Origin of the sequence: Burkholderia sp. Ap-955 (assembly GCF_011753045.1) — a bacterium.
GTDB lineage: Bacteria > Pseudomonadota > Gammaproteobacteria > Burkholderiales > Burkholderiaceae > Burkholderia > Burkholderia lata_D.
Window position 1 is genome coordinate 1 of record NZ_VWWH01000092.1, and the last position, 15,114, is coordinate 15,114.

The window sequence follows — 15,114 nt, forward strand, 5'->3', positions numbered from 1 at the left end:
TCCCGCGCTGGCACCGGCCGGCTCGCCGGCGGCGCCGGCCGTATCGCCCGGCGGCGGTGCGTAGCGCGCGCGGATTTCGTCCGCCGTGCCGCGCAGGTCGAGGTCGATCGAGCGGCCCGTCGCATCGTCGAAGATCAGGATCGTGCCGGGCATCGCATCGCCGGCGGCCTGCCGGACCGCGAGCGCGACCGTCGCGAGCGGGCCCGACGCGAGCCGCCGGTGGCCGTCGAACGCCGTGTAGGAAGGGAGCAGTGTGGTGGTGGTCATCGTGATCGCCCGCGGGCTGGAATCGGAATGACGCTATTTTTATCCGGGTATAAATTGGATGTCAATATCATCCGGGTAAAAATTATGACGCCAGCTCATTCCATTCCCTCGGGCGATCACGACGCCAGTCAGATCGCGCGGGCCGGAATCGCGATGCCGCGTGCGCTTGCCAGTGCATCGTCGACCGATACATGCCCTTCGAACGCCGACGACGCGGGCAGCGGCAGGTTTTCCTCGATCGCATGCGCGAACTGCACGCCTGCATCGTCCGCGAGCCGCGCACGCAGCGCGGCAACACGCGGAAACGCTGCGGGCTCGAACACCGCGTGATAGTCGGCCCAGCGCGCGATCCCGGTGAAGTACGCGTCGGCCAGCGTGCGCCGTGCGCCCAGCAGCCACGGGCCTTCACCGCGCTCGAGCATCGCCTCGAGCTGCCGGTGCGCCTTCAGCACCTTGCCGCGGCCGTACGCCTGCAACGCCGCTTTCTCGGCGCCTTCGGTGTCGTGTTCGTACACGTACCAGAGCGCACCGAACGCGTTGAAGAACGTCGTGTTCAGCCATGCCAGCATCCGGTTCAGCCGGTCGAAATCCGCGCTGCCCTGGTGGAACGCAAGGCCGCTGTCGAGCGCCTGCGCGCCGATATGGCCGAGGATCGCGAGGCTTTCGGTCAGCACGTCGCCGTTCGCGGTCACGAACGCCGGCGTCTCGGCGACGGGGTTCAGCGCGAGGAACGCGTCGCTCGTCACGATGCCCGGCATCGTGATGCGCGACAGCCGGTACGGGCGGCCGGTCCATTCGAGCGCAACGATCGAGCCGAACGAGCAGCCGGCGGGAATGCCGTAGAGAAGAATGGGGGACATCGGAGATTCCGCGGAAGTTGAACGAGCAGTCATGCTCCCATGGCGAACGATGACGCAGTAGCCGCTAAAATCGAAACCCGTCGTTTCTCCATGTGGACGCTGGAAGTGAACCTGAACGATCTCTACCTGTTCGTGCAGGCGGTCGACGCCGGCAGCATGTCGGCCGCCGCGCGCCGGCTGGACCTGCCTAAATCGACGGTCAGCAAACGCGTGGCCGAGCTCGAGCGCACGCTCGGCGCGCGGCTCGTGCATCGCACGTCGCGCAGCTTCCGGCTCACGCCGGTCGGCGTCGAATTCTTCGAACATGCCCGCGCGGCCGTGATCGAGGCCGAAAGCGCGCGCGACGCGGTGCTGCGGCAAGCCGCCGAGCCGGCCGGCGTCGTGCGGATCACGAGCTCGGTGCCGGTTGCGCAGCACATCCTCGCGCCGTGCCTGCCCGCGCTGGCGATCGCGCACCCGAAGCTGCTGCTGCAGATTCATGCGAGCGACCGCCTCGTCGACATCGCGCAGGAAGGCTTCGACATCGCCGTGCGCAGCCATTTCGCGCCGCTGCCCGATTCCGCGCTCGTGCAACGGCCGCTCGCGGCATCGCCGATCGTCGCCGTGGCGTCACCGGCCTATCTCGCGCGTGCCGGCACACCGGACACGCCCGCCGATCTCGCGCAGCATGACGGGCTGCAACCGGCCCCGCAGCCGTGGCGGCTGCAACGCGGCGAGGACACCGTCGACGTGACGCCGCGCCTGCGCCTGCAGGCCGACGAATCGACGCTGCTGCTGCAGGCGGCGAACGCCGGCCTCGGCATCGCCTGCCTGCCCGACTGGATCGCCGGCGCGGCGCTCGCGTCCGGTGCCCTCGTGCGCGTGTTGCCCGGCTGGCGCGCCGGCACCGTCACGACGACGCTGCTGATGCCGCATCGGCGCGGCCAGTTGCCCGGCGTGCGCGCCGCCGTCGAGTTTCTCGCGCAACACGTGGCGCACCATCACGGCACCGCCGCGGACGACGCCCGTGCCTGAGCGATCGCCTGACCGATCGATTCAAATCGTGAATCGATCAAGTCAGCAATTGGCATGAAGGCCCAAATTTCGCCATGACAGAATGGCCCGGACGCCCTGCCCTGCGGTAGCGGCGTCCGGCCTCCGGCCGGCAGCACCCACACGAATGGCGCGCATCGACGCGCCCGCCGCACGACGGCACCTTCCGCCCTTCGGAGGAGACAGTCATGAATCCGCTTCAAGCGCTGCCGGCGTCCGCGTCGGCAACGGCCCGGCGCACGCGCGTGCGCTGGCTGGTGCTGGCCGTGCTGTTCGCGGTCACGACGATCAACTACGCGGATCGCGCGGCGATCGCGATCGCCGGCCCGAGCCTCGCCCGCGCGCTGCACCTGAGCCACGTGCAGATGGGCTTCATCTTTTCCGCGTTCGGCTGGTCGTACGTGATCGCGCAACTGCCGGGCGGCTGGCTGCTCGACCGCTTCGGATCGCGCATCGTCTACGCATTCAGCATCTTCTTCTGGTCGCTGTTCACGCTGCTGCAAGGCGGGATCGGCTTCTTCGGCGGCGCGGCCGCGTTCGCGCTGCTGTTCGGGCTGCGCTTCCTGGTCGGCGCGGCCGAGGCGCCGTCGTTCCCGGCCAACAGCCGGATCGTGTCCGCGTGGTTCCCTGCGCCCGAGCGCGGCACCGCATCGGCGATCTTCAACGCCGCGCAGTACGCGGCGACCGTCGTGTTCGCGCCGCTGATGGGCTGGCTCGTGCACGCGTTCGGCTGGCAGTCGGTGTTCGCGGTGATGGGCGTGCTCGGCTTCGCGTTCGTCCTGGTGTGGAACCGCACGATGTACGACCCGAAGGACCACCCGACCATCAACCGCGCGGAGCTCGACTACCTCGCCGAAGGCGGCGCGCTCGTCAACATCGACCAGGCGACCGGCGGACGCGACGGCGGCCCGTCGATGCGCCACGTGAAGGCGCTGCTGAAGAACCGGATGCTGATCGGCGTGTACGTCGCGCAGTACTGCATCAACGCGCTCACCTATTTCTTCATCACGTGGTTTCCCGTCTATCTCGTGCAGGCGCGCGGGATGTCGATCCTCAACGCGGGGCTCGTCGCGTCGATCCCGGCCGTGTGCGGGTTCCTCGGCGGGATTCTCGGCGGCGTCGTGTCCGACGGGCTGCTCAAGCAGGGCCGCTCGCTGTCGGTCGCACGCAAGGTGCCGATCGTGTTCGGCATGCTGCTGTCGATGTCGATGATCGTCTGCAACTACACCGATTCGCACGTGCTCGTCGTGGTGTTCATGGCGCTGTCGTTCTTCGGCAAGGGGCTCGGCGCGCTCGGCTGGGCCGTCAACGCCGACACCGCGCCGCGCCAGATCGCGGGCTTGAGCGGCGCGCTGCTCAACACGTGCGGCAACCTCTCCAGCATCACGACGCCGATCGCGATCGGCTACATCGTCGACCGCAGCGGCTCGTTCAACGGCGCGCTGGTCTATGTCGTCGCGCACGCGCTCGTCGCCGTGATCTGCTACCTGTTCGTCGTCGGCGAGATCCGCCGCGTCGAGCTTCAATGAACATGCACGGGCCGCGCCGGCGCAGCCGGCGGCCCGTGCCCCACCGGAACCAGGAGCGAACCGATGTCCGAATCCCGCCGTGCCGGCACCCCGCACGTCACGCGCATGCAGGTGATTCCCGTCGCCGGCCGCGACAGCATGCTGCTCAACCTGTGCGGCGCGCACGCGCCGTACTTCACGCGCAACCTCGTGATCCTCGACGACAGCAGCGGACACACGGGCGTCGGCGAAGTGCCGGGCGGCGAAGGCATCCGCCACGCGCTCGAGCGCATGACGGATCTCGTGGTCGGCCAGTCGATCGGACGCTACCAGGCGACGCTCAACGCGGTGCGCGCGGCGCTGTCCGGTGCGGGTCCGGGTGCGGGCCGCACGATCCGGCACGAGGTGACGTCGGCCGGCGAAGCCGCGGTGCTGCGCCAGCCGCACGAGATCAACCTGCGGCTCGACAACGTGATCACCGCGATCGAGGCCGCGCTGCTCGACCTGCTCGGCCAGCATCTCGACGTGCCGGTCGCGGCGCTGCTCGGCGAAGGCCAGCAGCGCGACGCGGTGCCGATGCTCGCGTACCTGTTCTACATCGGCGACCGGTGCCGCACCGATCTGCCGTATCGCGACGAGGCGCACGCTTCGGACGCCTGGTTCCGGCTGCGCAACGAAGCGGCGCTCACGCCGGCCGCGATCGCGCGGCAGGCCGAGGCCGCGGTCGATCGCTATGGCTTCGCCGATTTCAAGCTGAAGGGCGGCGTGATGGCCGGCGCCGACGAGATGGAAGCGATCGCCGCGATCAAGGCGCGCTTCCCCGACGCACGCGCGACGCTCGACCCGAACGGCGCGTGGTCACTCGACGAGGCCGTCGCGCTGTGCCGCGGACAAGGCCACCTGCTCGCGTACGCGGAGGATCCGTGCGGGCCGGAAGGCGGCTATTCGGGCCGCGAGGTGATGACCGAATTCCGCCGCGCGACGGGGATCCCGACCGCGACCAACATGATCGCGACCGACTGGCGGCAGATGGATCATGCGGTACGGCTGCAGGCCGTCGACATCCCGCTCGCCGACCCGCATTTCTGGACGATGCAGGGCTCGGTGCGGCTCGCGCAGCTGTGCCGCGACTGGGGGCTCACGTGGGGTTCGCACTCGAACAACCACTTCGACGTGTCACTCGCGATGTTCACGCATGCGGCGGCCGCCGCGCCCGGCACGATCACCGCGATCGACACGCACTGGATCTGGCAGGAAGGCGATGCGCGGCTTACACGCGAGCCGCTGAAGATCGTCGGCGGGCAGGTCGCCGTGCCGGAGCGGCCGGGGCTCGGGATCGAGCTCGACCTGGCGCAGGTCGAGGCCGCTCATGCGCTTTATCGGCAAGTCGGCGGCACGGCGCGCGACGACGCGATCGCGATGCGCTATCTCGTGCCGGGGTGGACGTACGACCCGAAGCGGCCGAGTTTCGGGCGGGGGTAAGGGTGGCGGCGGGCAGCGGCCGGTTGTTGCCAAACACCGGAAACGCCCGCATCCTGCTGGCTGCCTGAACCTGCCCGCGTGGCGACCGGTTCGGCGGCCCGTCCACCCGAAAAAGAACCGCCCGTCATGACGTCTTCCGATCCGACACCGCGACAGCTCATCGTCTACATCCTGTATTCGGTGCTGGGCCTGCCCGCGAGCATGACCGCCGCCGGTTACGGCGCGACTCTGATGACGCGGAACGTATCGAACTTCGAAGGCGGCGCCGGCTACGCGGCGCTCTGGTGGATCATCCTGCTGACCTGCGCGTTCTACGCGCTATCGTTCGTCATCTTCGCGCTGCTGCGGAAGAGAACAGTGATTCTCGCGGTCATCACGGTGGCGTTTGCCGCGTTGGCGGTGCCGACGTTCAGGCTCGCGCACGAACTGCTGACCTGACTGACCGGCCACCGGTCGACCCACCCCGCCACGTCGAATGCGGCGCGTGGGTCCGGCCTGCCATCGCGGACCCACAAAAACAAAAAGGCCCGATCTTGCGATCGGGCCTTCGAATTCCGTTGGTGGAGCGGAGGAGGATCGAACTCCCGACCTTCGCATTGCGAACGCGACGCTCTCCCAGCTGAGCTACCGCCCCAACAGTCAACCATCATACACACGCATTTCCGCGCTTGGCAATAGGGGTTGAATCGCCCCTGAAACCTTACTTTGACGGCGCGCCAGCCAGCACCCATTCGACCACCGAACGCACATCGGCGTCGCTCATGCGCGGGTGCGCGGGCATCGGAATGGCGCCCCAGACGCCCGAGCCGCCCTCCTTCACCTTCTTCGACAGCTTGGCCACGGCCTGCGGATCGGACTTGTAGCGGGCGGCGATATCCTTGAACGACGGGCCGACGAGCTTGCGGTCGACCGCGTGGCAGCCCATGCATGCGTTGCCGCGCGCGACCTTCAGGCCGTCGCCGACATCCGCGTGCGCGACGCCCAGCGCGCCAACCACGAGCGCCGCGGCCGCGGCGCCCTGCACCATCCACTGTTTCATCTGCTTCATCTGCATGTTCTTCATTGCGACGGGGCCTTCGGGTTGCCCGGGTGCACGTTCGACGAATTCGAGATCGGTGCGGGCGGCTGCAGCGGCGCGGACTGCACCGACGCGTCGGGCACGGCGCCTACCGTCGCGGTATCCGCCGGCGCGGCGGCCTGCGCACCGGACGCGCCGCTTGCGGGCGACGCGTTCTGCAGCGCCTGCGCGTCCTGCGGCTTCACGTACTGGAACACCTTCACGACCTTCTCGACGCCCGGCACCTGGCTGGCGGCTTCCGCGCCGCGGTTGCCCTCGTCGACCGTCACGAGCCCCATCAGGTAAAGGTTGCCGCGTTCGGCGACGACCTTGTAGTAGTTCGACGAGATGCCCTTCGTCGCGATCAGCTCGGACTTCACGCGCCCTTCGAGGTACGAGTCGTTCGCGCGCGACGACAGCGACGACGCCGGCTCGACCGACAGCTCGTTGACGATGCCATTCACGTTGTTGATGCCGCGCACGATTTCCTCGGCGCGCTGCTTCGATGCATCGTTCGGCACTTCGCCCGTCAGCAGCACGCGGCGGTTGAACACCGTCACGTTCACGTGCGACTGGTCGGGCAGCCCGTTGTTGATCTGCGTGAGCGACTTGACCTGGATCTCGCGATCTTCCGTCTGCGCGCCGAGCGTCCGGCGATCGGTCGCGATCAGCGCGCCGCCGCCGGCCGCTGCGCCCACGACCCCGAGCACACAACCTTGCAGCGACACGGCGAGACCCGCCGTCAGCGCAGCGAGCAGCGTGGTTCTGACGAGCGTCTGTTTGACGCGGCTTTGATTCATCGACGGCTCTCCTTCGTTCAATCCTCACCCAGCAGCATCGCGTCGATGCCGTCGCACAGGCAGTGGATGGTCAGCAGATGGACTTCGTGGATGCGCGCCGCGCGAACGGCGGGCACGCTGATCGGAATATCGGTATCGGACAGCGCGGCGGCGACCGCATGGCCGTCGCCGCCCGTCAGCGCGACGACGGTCATCTCGCGCTCGTGCGCTTCGTCGATCGCCGCCAGCACGCGCGGCGACGCGCCGGCCGGATCGAGCACCAGCAGGATGTCGCCGGTCTGGCCGAGCACGCGCACCTGCTGCGCGAACAGCTGATCGGCGGACACCGCGCCCGCGAGGCCGCCCTGCGACGCATCGGTGGCCAGCGCGATCGCGGGCAGGCCCGGGCGCTCGCGCTCGAAGCCGCCGACGAGCGACACGGCGAGGTAATGCGCGGCGGCGGCCGACGGGCCGTCACCGCACGCAACGATCTTGTTGCCGTTCGCCAGCGCGGCGAACATCGCATCGACCGCGGCTGCGATCGGCAGCGACAGCGCGTCGGCCGCTTCTGCATGAAGCGCGGCACTGTCGCGGAAATGTTGCTGAATACGTTCGACTGACATCGATTCCTGGTGAACTGGGCGCGTGGCACGCATCGCGCGACATCGTGGGTGCGGCGAGTTTACCGTACTCCGGCACCCTCTCCAGGGGTCCGGCAAGAACTCTTTACATCTCGTCACAGCTCGCCGCTACGCATCGTCGGCACGAAATGCGTCGCGCAGCCACGCGAGCCGGCCGGCCTCGAACGCGACGACGTCGAAGCGGCACGCGGCGCCGGCGCCGTGCCGCGCCCAGAACTGGAGCGCGGCCGCCACCAGGCGACGCCGCTTGCGCCAGCCGACGCTCGCGGCCGCGCCGCCATGCCGGACGCTGCGCCGCGCGCGCACCTCGACGAACACGAGCATGCCGTCGGGCTCCCGCATCACGAGATCGAGCTCGCCACCTCGCATTGTCACGTTCGCCGCGACGAACACGAGGCCGCGGCGTTCGAGAAACTGCCGCGCACGCAGCTCGAACGCCGCGCCGACCGGTTTGGATCGCGCCGCATCCGAAAAGTTGTCGCCGGCGCGTGCCAAACCACGCCCGTCGTCCGGCCGGGCCGGCGCCGCGTGGCACAATGCCGTCCTTGTTCCGCTTGCGCCGCGATTGCGCGCATTGCCTGCCATGACTGCCCTCCTCGAACTCGCGCACACGCAGCACTACCCGGACGCCGCGCTCTACGTGGTCGCCACGCCGATCGGCAACACCGCCGACATCACGCTGCGCGCGCTGCACGTGCTCGGCCTCGCCGACCGCATCGCGGCCGAAGACACCCGCAACACGGGCCAGCTGCTCGCCCGCTACGGGATCTCGAAACCGCTCCTCGCGGTGCACGAGCACAACGAACGCGAAGCCGCGCAACGCGTGATCGAACTGCTGCGCGGCGGCGAACGCGTGGCCTATGTATCGGACGCCGGCACGCCCGGCATCTCGGACCCCGGCGCGCGGCTCGTCGACGCGGTGCGCGCCGCCGGCTTCGCGGTGATCCCGCTGCCGGGCGCGAGCGCGGCGGTGACCGCGCTGAGCGTGGCCGGCGACTGGGCCGGCGCGTTCACGTTCGCGGGCTTCCTGCCGCCGAAGGCGAAACAGCGTGCGACCGCGCTGCAGGCGCTGGTATCGCACCCGTATGCGCTGGTGTTCTACGAGGCCCCGCACCGGATCGCCGAAACCGTCGCCGCACTCGCCGACGCATTCGGCCCCGCGCGCCGGCTGCTGATCGCGCGCGAGCTCACCAAGCTACACGAGCAGTTGTTCCAGGGCACCCTGGCCGAAGGACAGACCTGGCTCGCCGGCGATGCGAACCGGCAGCGCGGCGAGTTCGTGCTGGTGGTCGAAGGCGCACCGGCGACGAGCGGCGAAGCCGACGACACCGCGCACGACGCGCTGCTCAAGCTGCTGCTGGAAGAGGTGCCGGTGAAGAGCGCGGCCAAGCTCGCGGCCGCGCTGACGGGCGCGTCGCGCAACACGCTGTATGCGCGTGCGCTTGTGCTGAAGGACGAAAGCTGACACGCGAGGCGGCCGGCACCGGGAAGCCGGCGCCGGCATCGCGCCGCGCACGAAAGACAAAGGGCTGCCCTTGGGCAGCCCTTTTGCATGAGCGGTCGAGCCGCTGCGTTACTTTGCCGAAACCGACGCGAACATTTCGTCGCGAGCCTCGCGCGCTTCCTGCGGCGACAGCCCTTCGATCTTCACGCGGCCCGTGCCGGCGTGCACGAGGCCGATCAGCTTCGCGGCCGCATACGACAGGTCGAGCACGCGGCCGCGCTTGTACGGCCCGCGATCGTTGACCTTCACGACGACCCACTTGCCGGTCGACGAATTCGTCACCTTGATGTACGACGACAGCGGCAGCGTACGGTGCGCGGCGGTGAGCGCGTTCATGTTGAAGCGCTCGCCGTTCGCGGTGCGGCGGCCGTGGAAATCCCGCCCGTACCACGATGCGCGGCCCGTCTGGCGGAAATCGGACACATCCTTGCCGTCGATCGGCTCGGCGTCCGCCAGCGACGACTTCTTCGCGTCCTTGCTGTCGGCAGCCGGCATCGATGCCAGCGCGGAATCAAAATTCAGCTGCTTGTCGCTATCCGCCTTCGCGGCGGCGGCCGTCTTGTCGACGGCGTTCTTCTGGTTCGCGCTGCTGGTGGTCTGGCTGGGTGGCACCGCACAGCCCGTCAGCGCAAAAAACAATGCAATGGTCCCGAATCGACTCGGAAAACGTAAATTCATCGACGTGTCGCCTTCTGGTTCGGGCCGCTCCTTCATCACGCTGCTTCACAGCGCAGACACGCGGCCCGGACGGCAAATGCGTGCACGCCCCGCTCGGATGCGAGCAGGCGGCTAGCATGGGCGCGGCTTTCGTCTAGGCCGCAACCGTCCTGATTAGTTTTCACGTCTGGCGCAACCTGTCCCCAACAGCCTGACCAGACCCCACATGCCGCCATCGAACATGGCTTCACGTTCGCGCGCGTCGAAACGACCGACTCACAGGAACGGCGGCACAGGCCTCATCCGGCGGCGCGGCAGCAGGGCCGCAGGCGGGCGCGCAGCACCCGGCCGGACAAGACGTGAGCACCGAAAGCTCGGTGCTGGATACACCGCCGGACTCCCCGGCGGCTGATGCTTGACGGTGCCTCCGACGCCCCTTTTTAACGGGGCCGAAACACCAGCGAATTGCGTGAAATTCACGCTCAATGGGGCGCATTATACATAAACCAAAAGGCTGTCTCGAAAAGCGCCCGTCGGGGACCATTGATTCTCACTATGGCTGTAACAATCGACATGCTCCGGGAATGCCCGGGGCGTGCACCGCGACACACGTCGTGCGACCGGCAAGCGGCACGCGCGACCGGTACAATCGCTCCTTTTAGCCGCCGGTGCCTCCATGAAAGTCACGCTCATTCCGGTCACGCCGTTCCAGCAGAACTGCTCGCTGCTCGTCTGCGAGAAGACGGGCCGCGCCGCCGTCGTCGATCCGGGCGGCGATCTCGACCGGATCGAACAGGAAGTCGCGCGGCAGAACGTGCAGGTCGAGAAGGTGCTGCTCACGCACGGGCACATCGATCACTGCGCGGGCGCGAAGACGCTCGCGGCGCATTACGGCGTACCGATCGAGGGGCCGCAGGAAGAAGAGCGCTTCTGGATCGAGAAGCTGCCGATGCAGAGCGAACGCTTCGGCTTTCCGGCCGCCGAAACCTTCGAGCCGGATCACTGGCTGAACGACGGCGACACCGTGCGGTTCGGCGACGAAACGCTCGAGGTCTATCACTGCCCGGGCCATACGCCCGGCCACGTCGTGTTCTTCAGCCGCGCGCATCGCGTCGCGATCGTCGGCGACGTGCTGTTCGCCGGCTCGATCGGCCGCACCGATTTCCCGCGCGGCAACCACGAGGATCTCGTCCGGTCGATCAAGGAGAAGCTGTGGCCGCTCGGCGACGACGTGACGTTCGTGCCGGGTCACGGCCCGGTGTCGACGTTCGGCGACGAGCGCCGCACGAACCCGTTCGTGTCCGACAAGGTATTCGGATGAACCAGACCGCCATCCCGGAAATCTACGTCAGCACCGATGTCGAGGCCGACGGCCCGATTCCCGGCCCGCATTCGATGCTGAGCTTTGCCTCGGCCGCCTATACCGAGGACAAGCAGCTGATCGCGACGTTCTCGGCCAATCTCGAAACGCTGCCGGGCGCGCAGGCGCACCCGGTGCAGGAAGCGTGGTGGAAGACCGAGCCCGAAGCATGGGCCGCGTGCCGAAAGGACCTGCAGGCGCCCGAAGCGGCGCTGCTCGCGTACGTCGACTGGGTCGAGGCGCTGCCCGGCAAGCCGGTGTTCGTCGCGATGCCGGCCGGCTTCGACTTCACGTTCATGTTCTGGTACATGATGCGCTTCGCGGGCCGCTGCCCGTTCTCGTGGTCGGCGCTCGACATCAAGACGCTCGCGTTCGCGATGACGGGCCTGCCGTACCGGAAGGCGATCAAGCCGCGCTTTCCGAAGCACTGGTTCGACGACCATCCGCATACGCACGTCGCGCTCGACGACGCGATCGAGCAAGGCGCGCTGTTCTGCAACATGCTGGCCGACCTGCGCCGCCAGCAGGCTGCGCTCGCCGGCCTCGCGGTGTCGGACACCGATCGATCGGAAAACGCAGGCGCGGGACAAAATCCCACGGATCCGCGAGCAAATTAGCGAATCTCGCTCAACAACGCGACACCAGATTGCCTTTCCTTTCCCGGCCCTCTAACATTCAGCATGTTGTTGCTGCCGCATGGAGGCGCAGGTGACGCTCGATTCCTTTTCGCAAAAAATCCTTCGCCTGTTGCAGCTCGACGCGCGCCGTTCGGTCCAGGAAATCTCGGACCAGGTCGGCCTGTCGAGCACGCCGTGCTGGCGCCGCATCAAGGACATGGAACAGTCGGGCGTGATCCAGCGCTACACGGCGCTGCTCGATCGCGAGAAGCTCGGCCTGCACGTCTGCGCGCTCGCGCACGTGCACCTGACCCGCCACAACGAAGGCGGCGTCGAGCAGTTCGAGCGCGAGATCTCGACCTGCCCGGAAGTCACCGAGTGCTACAGCACGACCGGCGAAGCCGATTACATCCTCAAGATCGTCGCGCCGGACATCAAGGCCTACGACGTGTTCCTGCACGAACGCATCTTCAAGATCCCCGCCGTGTCGCAGGTGCGCACGAGCGTCGTGCTGCGCGAGATCAAGTTCGACACGCAACTGCCGCTGTAACGCGCAGGCACGCGCCGGCAGCCTTCCATCTCGTGTGCCCGCGGCAGGTCACGCCTGCGCGGGCACCGTGCGCGTGAAGCCGATCCGGCGCGCGCCGAACTCGCGCTTCAGCGCGTCGGCGTCGAGCCGGCCGGCCAGCGCCGCGTCGGTGTCGTGCGGATCGCAGGCAAGCGTCACGTCGATCTCGAGCCCCGTACTCAGGTAATGCAGGTTGATGGCCGCCGCATGCAGCCCGCGCTGCGCGAGCGCGGCCTCGAGCCGGGCCACGATCTCGCCGCGCGGCGGCAGCGCGAGCGCCGGACGGCGCGCCGCGTCGTTCTCCGGGTCGACGTGAATCAGCGCGTCGAGCACGCGCGGGTCGGTCAATACGCGCGCACGCGCGGTCTCGGCGATGTAATGCCCTTCGGAGACGGAGATTTTCGGATCGACGAGGATGTGCGCGTCGACGAGCGCGGCATCGCCCATCTTGCGCGTGCGCAGGTCGTGCACGTCGCGCACGCCCGGCGTCGCCGCGAGCAGCGCGCGGATCTCGGCCGTATCGGTCGTATCGAGCGCGCGGTCGGAGAGGTCCTGCAATGCGTCATAGCCGAACGTCCAGCCCATGCGCGCGACCATGAAGCCGACGATCGCCGCCGCGATCGGGTCGAGCAGCCGCACGCCGGCTAGGCTGCCGACGATGCCGATCGCGACGACGAGCGACGATGCGGCATCCGAACGCGCATGCCATGCGTTCGCGACGAGCATCGCCGAGCGGACACGCCGCGCCTCGCGCAGCATGTAGCGAAACAGCGCCTCTTTCGACACGAGCACCGTCAGCGCGACGAGCAGCGCGGAAAAATGGACCGCCGGAATGTTTTCGAGATTAACGAGACGGTCGCCGGCCCGCCATAGCATGCCGACGCCAACCGCAATCAGGATAGCGCCGAGAAACAGCGAGGCGACGGTCTCGTAGCGGCTGTGGCCGTAATTGTGGTCGGCATCCGGCGATGCGCCGCTATGCCGATTCGCAACCAGCACGACAAAATCCGAGATCAAATCGGAAATCGAATGCACCCCGTCGGCAATCAATGCCTGCGAATGTGCAATCGTGCCAACGACGATCTGAAATGTCGCAAGCACGACATTCAGCACAATACTGACGAACGTGCTCTTGCGCGCAACCGCGTGCTTATCTGTGCTCTGCGCGTCGCCGGAAAACGTGGACATGAAATATGAGATATCGGTGTGCGAAACCCGATTCTATCAAGGGCGCCCCGCGAACTCCGCCAATACCCACAAATTTCTTATTTAAATCAATCGCTTATGCGAACGGGTCGCATTTCCATTCACACCGGATCATTACATTTTCATGACGGCGCCATGTGGCTGGCGGCCGCTGAAAACAAAAAAGCCGCGCTCCTCAACGGACACGCGGCTCTTTTGAAGCGCAGGCTACTTAAACGGACGTTTAAATCGCAAACTGTTCGCGGTTCTTGCCGGCGATCCAGCGCGGCGGCTTGCCGCGGCCCGACCACGTCGCGCCCGTTTCCGGATCGCGATATTTCGCGGCGACGCCTGCGCGCGGACGGCCAACCTTGCCTGCCTTCGCGCGGCTGAGACCGAGTTCGGCGAGCGAAAAGCCGTAGTCGGCAATTTTCTGCTTCACGTCATTCAGCACTTCAGCGTATTCACGCGACTTTGCTTCTTCGATTTGCTTCTCCAGCTTCTCCCGCTGGGCCAGCAGGTCCTTGTAAGAAGACATAGTTTCCCTTTCTATCTGACCAATGGCGCCGATCTGCAGCCAGCTCACCATTCTTGAAATATATGTGCCTCGGATTTTCGAAGGCAGAGATTAGCACAAAAAAGATTTGATAGAAGCGAGATTCACGAAAATCCCGAGATCAATTGGAATTCACACGTGTCATTTTGACCGGTCGCGGCCTTTTCTCAAATTTTTACGTTCCTACACAGAGATTAGGACATTAGCGATTGTCTATAAGGTCTATCAACATACGCAATTACCCTGCATTTGAAAATTAGAAGCTTTCATCGGACGACAGTTTTACGAAAATCGGATGGCGCGACTCGCTAAACGGCAAAGCGCGGACCGGCCGGTATCCGCGACGTCACGTCACATCCCGAGCGCACGCAATCAGCCGCTCGCGCAATTCGCCCGCATCGGCCAATGGCGTATCAAACGGTGTACGCACGCGGCGGCCGTCATGCCGCCAGTCGGCGCCGTGGCGATCGACACCGAGCAATTCGAGCCCGTCTCGGCGCGCAGCGCCGGCATCGTACGCGTCCCATAACGCCTGCTCCTCGTCGAACGCGAGCGGCGGCAGCGCATCGAGATGCGTGCCGTCGACCCAGCCCATGCGCCCGAACCCGCCGATATAGCGCAGCCGCTCGACGTCGAGCGCCCAGAACGTGAAATCGCCGAGCGCGAGATAGCGCGCGGCGTCCGGCTCATAACGACCGTAGCGCGCGGTGACGTGCGGATCGTCGCCGAGCGGCACGAACCGGCCGAGCAGCGTCGCGCGCTCGGCGTTCAGCACGTCGCCGTCGGGCGCGTCGACGACGAGGAAGCCCGCGCGCGGATCGGCGGCCAGATTGCGCGTGTGCTCCGCGAGGCCGCTCACGAGAATCACGGGACGATGGCTTGCATCGGGTGCAAACGGGACGACCGTCGGATACGGGAAACCCTGCGGATCGCGCGAATGGGTGGCGAGCGTGCCGAGCGCGCAGCGGTGCAGCAGATGCACGGTGAGAGCGGGATCGATGTTCAAGAGGACTCCTGCGGTCGAAAGGCGGCGCGCCGGGC

Annotated in this window: 18 protein-coding genes and 1 tRNA gene; 8 read left to right on the top strand and 11 right to left on the bottom strand. The window is 67.1% G+C overall.

All coding sequences use genetic code 11. The features are described 5' to 3' along the window. Together F3J15_RS31000 and F3J15_RS31005 are read right to left on the bottom strand one after the other, a co-directional pair. A partial coding sequence (locus tag F3J15_RS31000; RefSeq protein ID WP_166895990.1) for a DUF2239 family protein occupies nt 1-267 on the bottom strand: 267 nt, incomplete at its 3' end. Nucleotides 268-395: 128 nt separating this feature from the next. Next, nucleotides 396-1,127 carry a glutathione S-transferase gene (locus F3J15_RS31005; protein ID WP_166895992.1) on the bottom strand — a complete coding sequence of 244 codons (732 nt, stop codon included), beginning with the start codon at nt 1,125-1,127 and terminating at the stop codon, nt 396-398. A 39-nt stretch (nt 1,128-1,166) separates the two neighbouring features. On the opposite strand from F3J15_RS31005, the gene F3J15_RS31010 reads away from it, so the two are divergent. The 4 genes from F3J15_RS31010 (at nt 1,167) to F3J15_RS31025 (ending at nt 5,587) form a co-directional block, all read left to right on the top strand. Then, a complete protein-coding gene (locus F3J15_RS31010) occupies nt 1,167-2,141 on the top strand; it encodes a LysR family transcriptional regulator (RefSeq protein ID WP_166895994.1) in 975 nt (324 codons plus the stop codon). A 206-nt stretch (nt 2,142-2,347) separates the two neighbouring features. Continuing rightward, nucleotides 2,348-3,688 carry an MFS transporter gene (locus F3J15_RS31015; protein ID WP_166895996.1) on the top strand — a complete coding sequence of 447 codons (1,341 nt, stop codon included), beginning with the start codon at nt 2,348-2,350 and terminating at the stop codon, nt 3,686-3,688. A 63-nt stretch (nt 3,689-3,751) separates the two neighbouring features. Next, a complete protein-coding gene (locus F3J15_RS31020; RefSeq protein ID WP_166895998.1) occupies nt 3,752-5,149 on the top strand; it encodes an enolase C-terminal domain-like protein in 1,398 nt (465 codons plus the stop codon). Between the two features lie 78 nt (nt 5,150-5,227). Next, nucleotides 5,228-5,587, top strand: coding sequence for a hypothetical protein (locus F3J15_RS31025; RefSeq protein ID WP_345891587.1), 360 nt, complete (start codon nt 5,228-5,230; stop codon nt 5,585-5,587). Nucleotides 5,588-5,707: 120 nt separating this feature from the next. On the opposite strand, the gene F3J15_RS31030 is transcribed toward F3J15_RS31025, so the two are convergent. The 5 genes from F3J15_RS31030 to F3J15_RS31050 all read right to left on the bottom strand — a co-directional run bounded on the left by F3J15_RS31030 (nt 5,708) and on the right by F3J15_RS31050 (nt 8,163). Beyond that, nucleotides 5,708-5,783 (bottom strand) — tRNA-Ala (locus F3J15_RS31030). Between the two features lie 66 nt (nt 5,784-5,849). Next, a complete protein-coding gene (locus F3J15_RS31035) occupies nt 5,850-6,212 on the bottom strand; it encodes a c-type cytochrome (RefSeq protein ID WP_166896000.1) in 363 nt (120 codons plus the stop codon). Further along, entirely contained in the window at nt 6,209-7,006 is a 798-nt protein-coding gene (locus F3J15_RS31040; RefSeq protein WP_069249201.1) for a BON domain-containing protein, read from the bottom strand. Before F3J15_RS31040 ends, F3J15_RS31035 begins: the two co-directional genes overlap by 4 nt. Nucleotides 7,007-7,023: 17 nt before the next feature. Then, entirely contained in the window at nt 7,024-7,608 is a 585-nt protein-coding gene (locus F3J15_RS31045; RefSeq protein ID WP_069246887.1) for an SIS domain-containing protein, read from the bottom strand. A gap of 126 nt (nt 7,609-7,734) precedes the next feature. Then, a complete protein-coding gene (locus F3J15_RS31050) occupies nt 7,735-8,163 on the bottom strand; it encodes a YraN family protein (RefSeq protein WP_205191080.1) in 429 nt (142 codons plus the stop codon). Between the two features lie 46 nt (nt 8,164-8,209). On the opposite strand from F3J15_RS31050, the gene rsmI reads away from it, so the two are divergent. Further along, nucleotides 8,210-9,091, top strand: a complete 882-nt coding sequence (gene rsmI, locus F3J15_RS31055) for a 16S rRNA (cytidine(1402)-2'-O)-methyltransferase (protein ID WP_089444762.1) — start codon at nt 8,210-8,212, stop codon at nt 9,089-9,091. Between the two features lie 108 nt (nt 9,092-9,199). Here rsmI and F3J15_RS31060 read toward each other — a convergent pair whose 3' ends face one another. Further along, on the bottom strand, nt 9,200-9,808 hold the full coding sequence (locus F3J15_RS31060; RefSeq protein WP_166896004.1) for a septal ring lytic transglycosylase RlpA family protein: 609 nt from the start codon (nt 9,806-9,808) through the stop codon (nt 9,200-9,202). A 655-nt stretch (nt 9,809-10,463) separates the two neighbouring features. On the opposite strand from F3J15_RS31060, the gene F3J15_RS31065 reads away from it, so the two are divergent. The 3 genes from F3J15_RS31065 (at nt 10,464) to F3J15_RS31075 (ending at nt 12,314) form a co-directional block, all read left to right on the top strand. Continuing rightward, nucleotides 10,464-11,108, top strand: coding sequence for an MBL fold metallo-hydrolase (locus tag F3J15_RS31065; protein ID WP_166896006.1), 645 nt, complete (start codon nt 10,464-10,466; stop codon nt 11,106-11,108). After that, nucleotides 11,105-11,764, top strand: coding sequence for an exonuclease (locus F3J15_RS31070; RefSeq protein WP_039346779.1), 660 nt, complete (start codon nt 11,105-11,107; stop codon nt 11,762-11,764). Before F3J15_RS31065 ends, F3J15_RS31070 begins: the two co-directional genes overlap by 4 nt. Nucleotides 11,765-11,843: 79 nt before the next feature. Continuing rightward, nucleotides 11,844-12,314: an Lrp/AsnC family transcriptional regulator gene (locus F3J15_RS31075; RefSeq protein WP_011882933.1), complete on the top strand. Its 471-nt coding sequence runs from the start codon at nt 11,844-11,846 to the stop codon at nt 12,312-12,314. A gap of 48 nt (nt 12,315-12,362) precedes the next feature. On the opposite strand, the gene F3J15_RS31080 is transcribed toward F3J15_RS31075, so the two are convergent. From F3J15_RS31080 to F3J15_RS31090, 3 genes are all read right to left on the bottom strand, one after another. Further along, nucleotides 12,363-13,520, bottom strand: a complete 1,158-nt coding sequence (locus F3J15_RS31080; RefSeq protein ID WP_089444761.1) for a cation diffusion facilitator family transporter — start codon at nt 13,518-13,520, stop codon at nt 12,363-12,365. A gap of 241 nt (nt 13,521-13,761) precedes the next feature. Then, entirely contained in the window at nt 13,762-14,055 is a 294-nt protein-coding gene (locus F3J15_RS31085; protein WP_006491875.1) for an H-NS histone family protein, read from the bottom strand. A gap of 364 nt (nt 14,056-14,419) precedes the next feature. Continuing rightward, the gene (locus F3J15_RS31090) at nt 14,420-15,079 is read right to left on the bottom strand and encodes a pyridoxamine 5'-phosphate oxidase family protein (RefSeq protein WP_089444760.1); all 660 of its coding nucleotides are present in this window, start codon (nt 15,077-15,079) and stop codon (nt 14,420-14,422) included. Nucleotides 15,080-15,114 lie beyond the last annotated feature (35 nt).

Excerpts from the sequence above, each read along its gene's own strand:
- F3J15_RS31005 (WP_166895992.1), bottom strand. The coding sequence starts at position 1,127 with ATGTCCCCCATTCTTCTCTACGGCATTCCCGCCGGCTGCTCGTTCGGC.
- F3J15_RS31010 (WP_166895994.1), top strand. The coding sequence starts at position 1,167 with ATGGCGAACGATGACGCAGTAGCCGCTAAAATCGAAACCCGTCGTTTC.
- F3J15_RS31015 (WP_166895996.1), top strand. The coding sequence starts at position 2,348 with ATGAATCCGCTTCAAGCGCTGCCGGCGTCCGCGTCGGCAACGGCCCGG.
- F3J15_RS31020 (WP_166895998.1), top strand. The coding sequence starts at position 3,752 with ATGTCCGAATCCCGCCGTGCCGGCACCCCGCACGTCACGCGCATGCAG.
- F3J15_RS31035 (WP_166896000.1), bottom strand. The coding sequence starts at position 6,212 with ATGAAGAACATGCAGATGAAGCAGATGAAACAGTGGATGGTGCAGGGC.
- F3J15_RS31040 (WP_069249201.1), bottom strand. The coding sequence starts at position 7,006 with ATGAATCAAAGCCGCGTCAAACAGACGCTCGTCAGAACCACGCTGCTC.
- F3J15_RS31045 (WP_069246887.1), bottom strand. The coding sequence starts at position 7,608 with ATGTCAGTCGAACGTATTCAGCAACATTTCCGCGACAGTGCCGCGCTT.
- rsmI (WP_089444762.1), top strand. The coding sequence starts at position 8,210 with ATGACTGCCCTCCTCGAACTCGCGCACACGCAGCACTACCCGGACGCC.
- F3J15_RS31060 (WP_166896004.1), bottom strand. The coding sequence starts at position 9,808 with ATGAATTTACGTTTTCCGAGTCGATTCGGGACCATTGCATTGTTTTTT.
- F3J15_RS31065 (WP_166896006.1), top strand. The coding sequence starts at position 10,464 with ATGAAAGTCACGCTCATTCCGGTCACGCCGTTCCAGCAGAACTGCTCG.
- F3J15_RS31070 (WP_039346779.1), top strand. The coding sequence starts at position 11,105 with ATGAACCAGACCGCCATCCCGGAAATCTACGTCAGCACCGATGTCGAG.
- F3J15_RS31075 (WP_011882933.1), top strand. The coding sequence starts at position 11,844 with ATGGAGGCGCAGGTGACGCTCGATTCCTTTTCGCAAAAAATCCTTCGC.
- F3J15_RS31080 (WP_089444761.1), bottom strand. The coding sequence starts at position 13,520 with ATGTCCACGTTTTCCGGCGACGCGCAGAGCACAGATAAGCACGCGGTT.
- F3J15_RS31085 (WP_006491875.1), bottom strand. The coding sequence starts at position 14,055 with ATGTCTTCTTACAAGGACCTGCTGGCCCAGCGGGAGAAGCTGGAGAAG.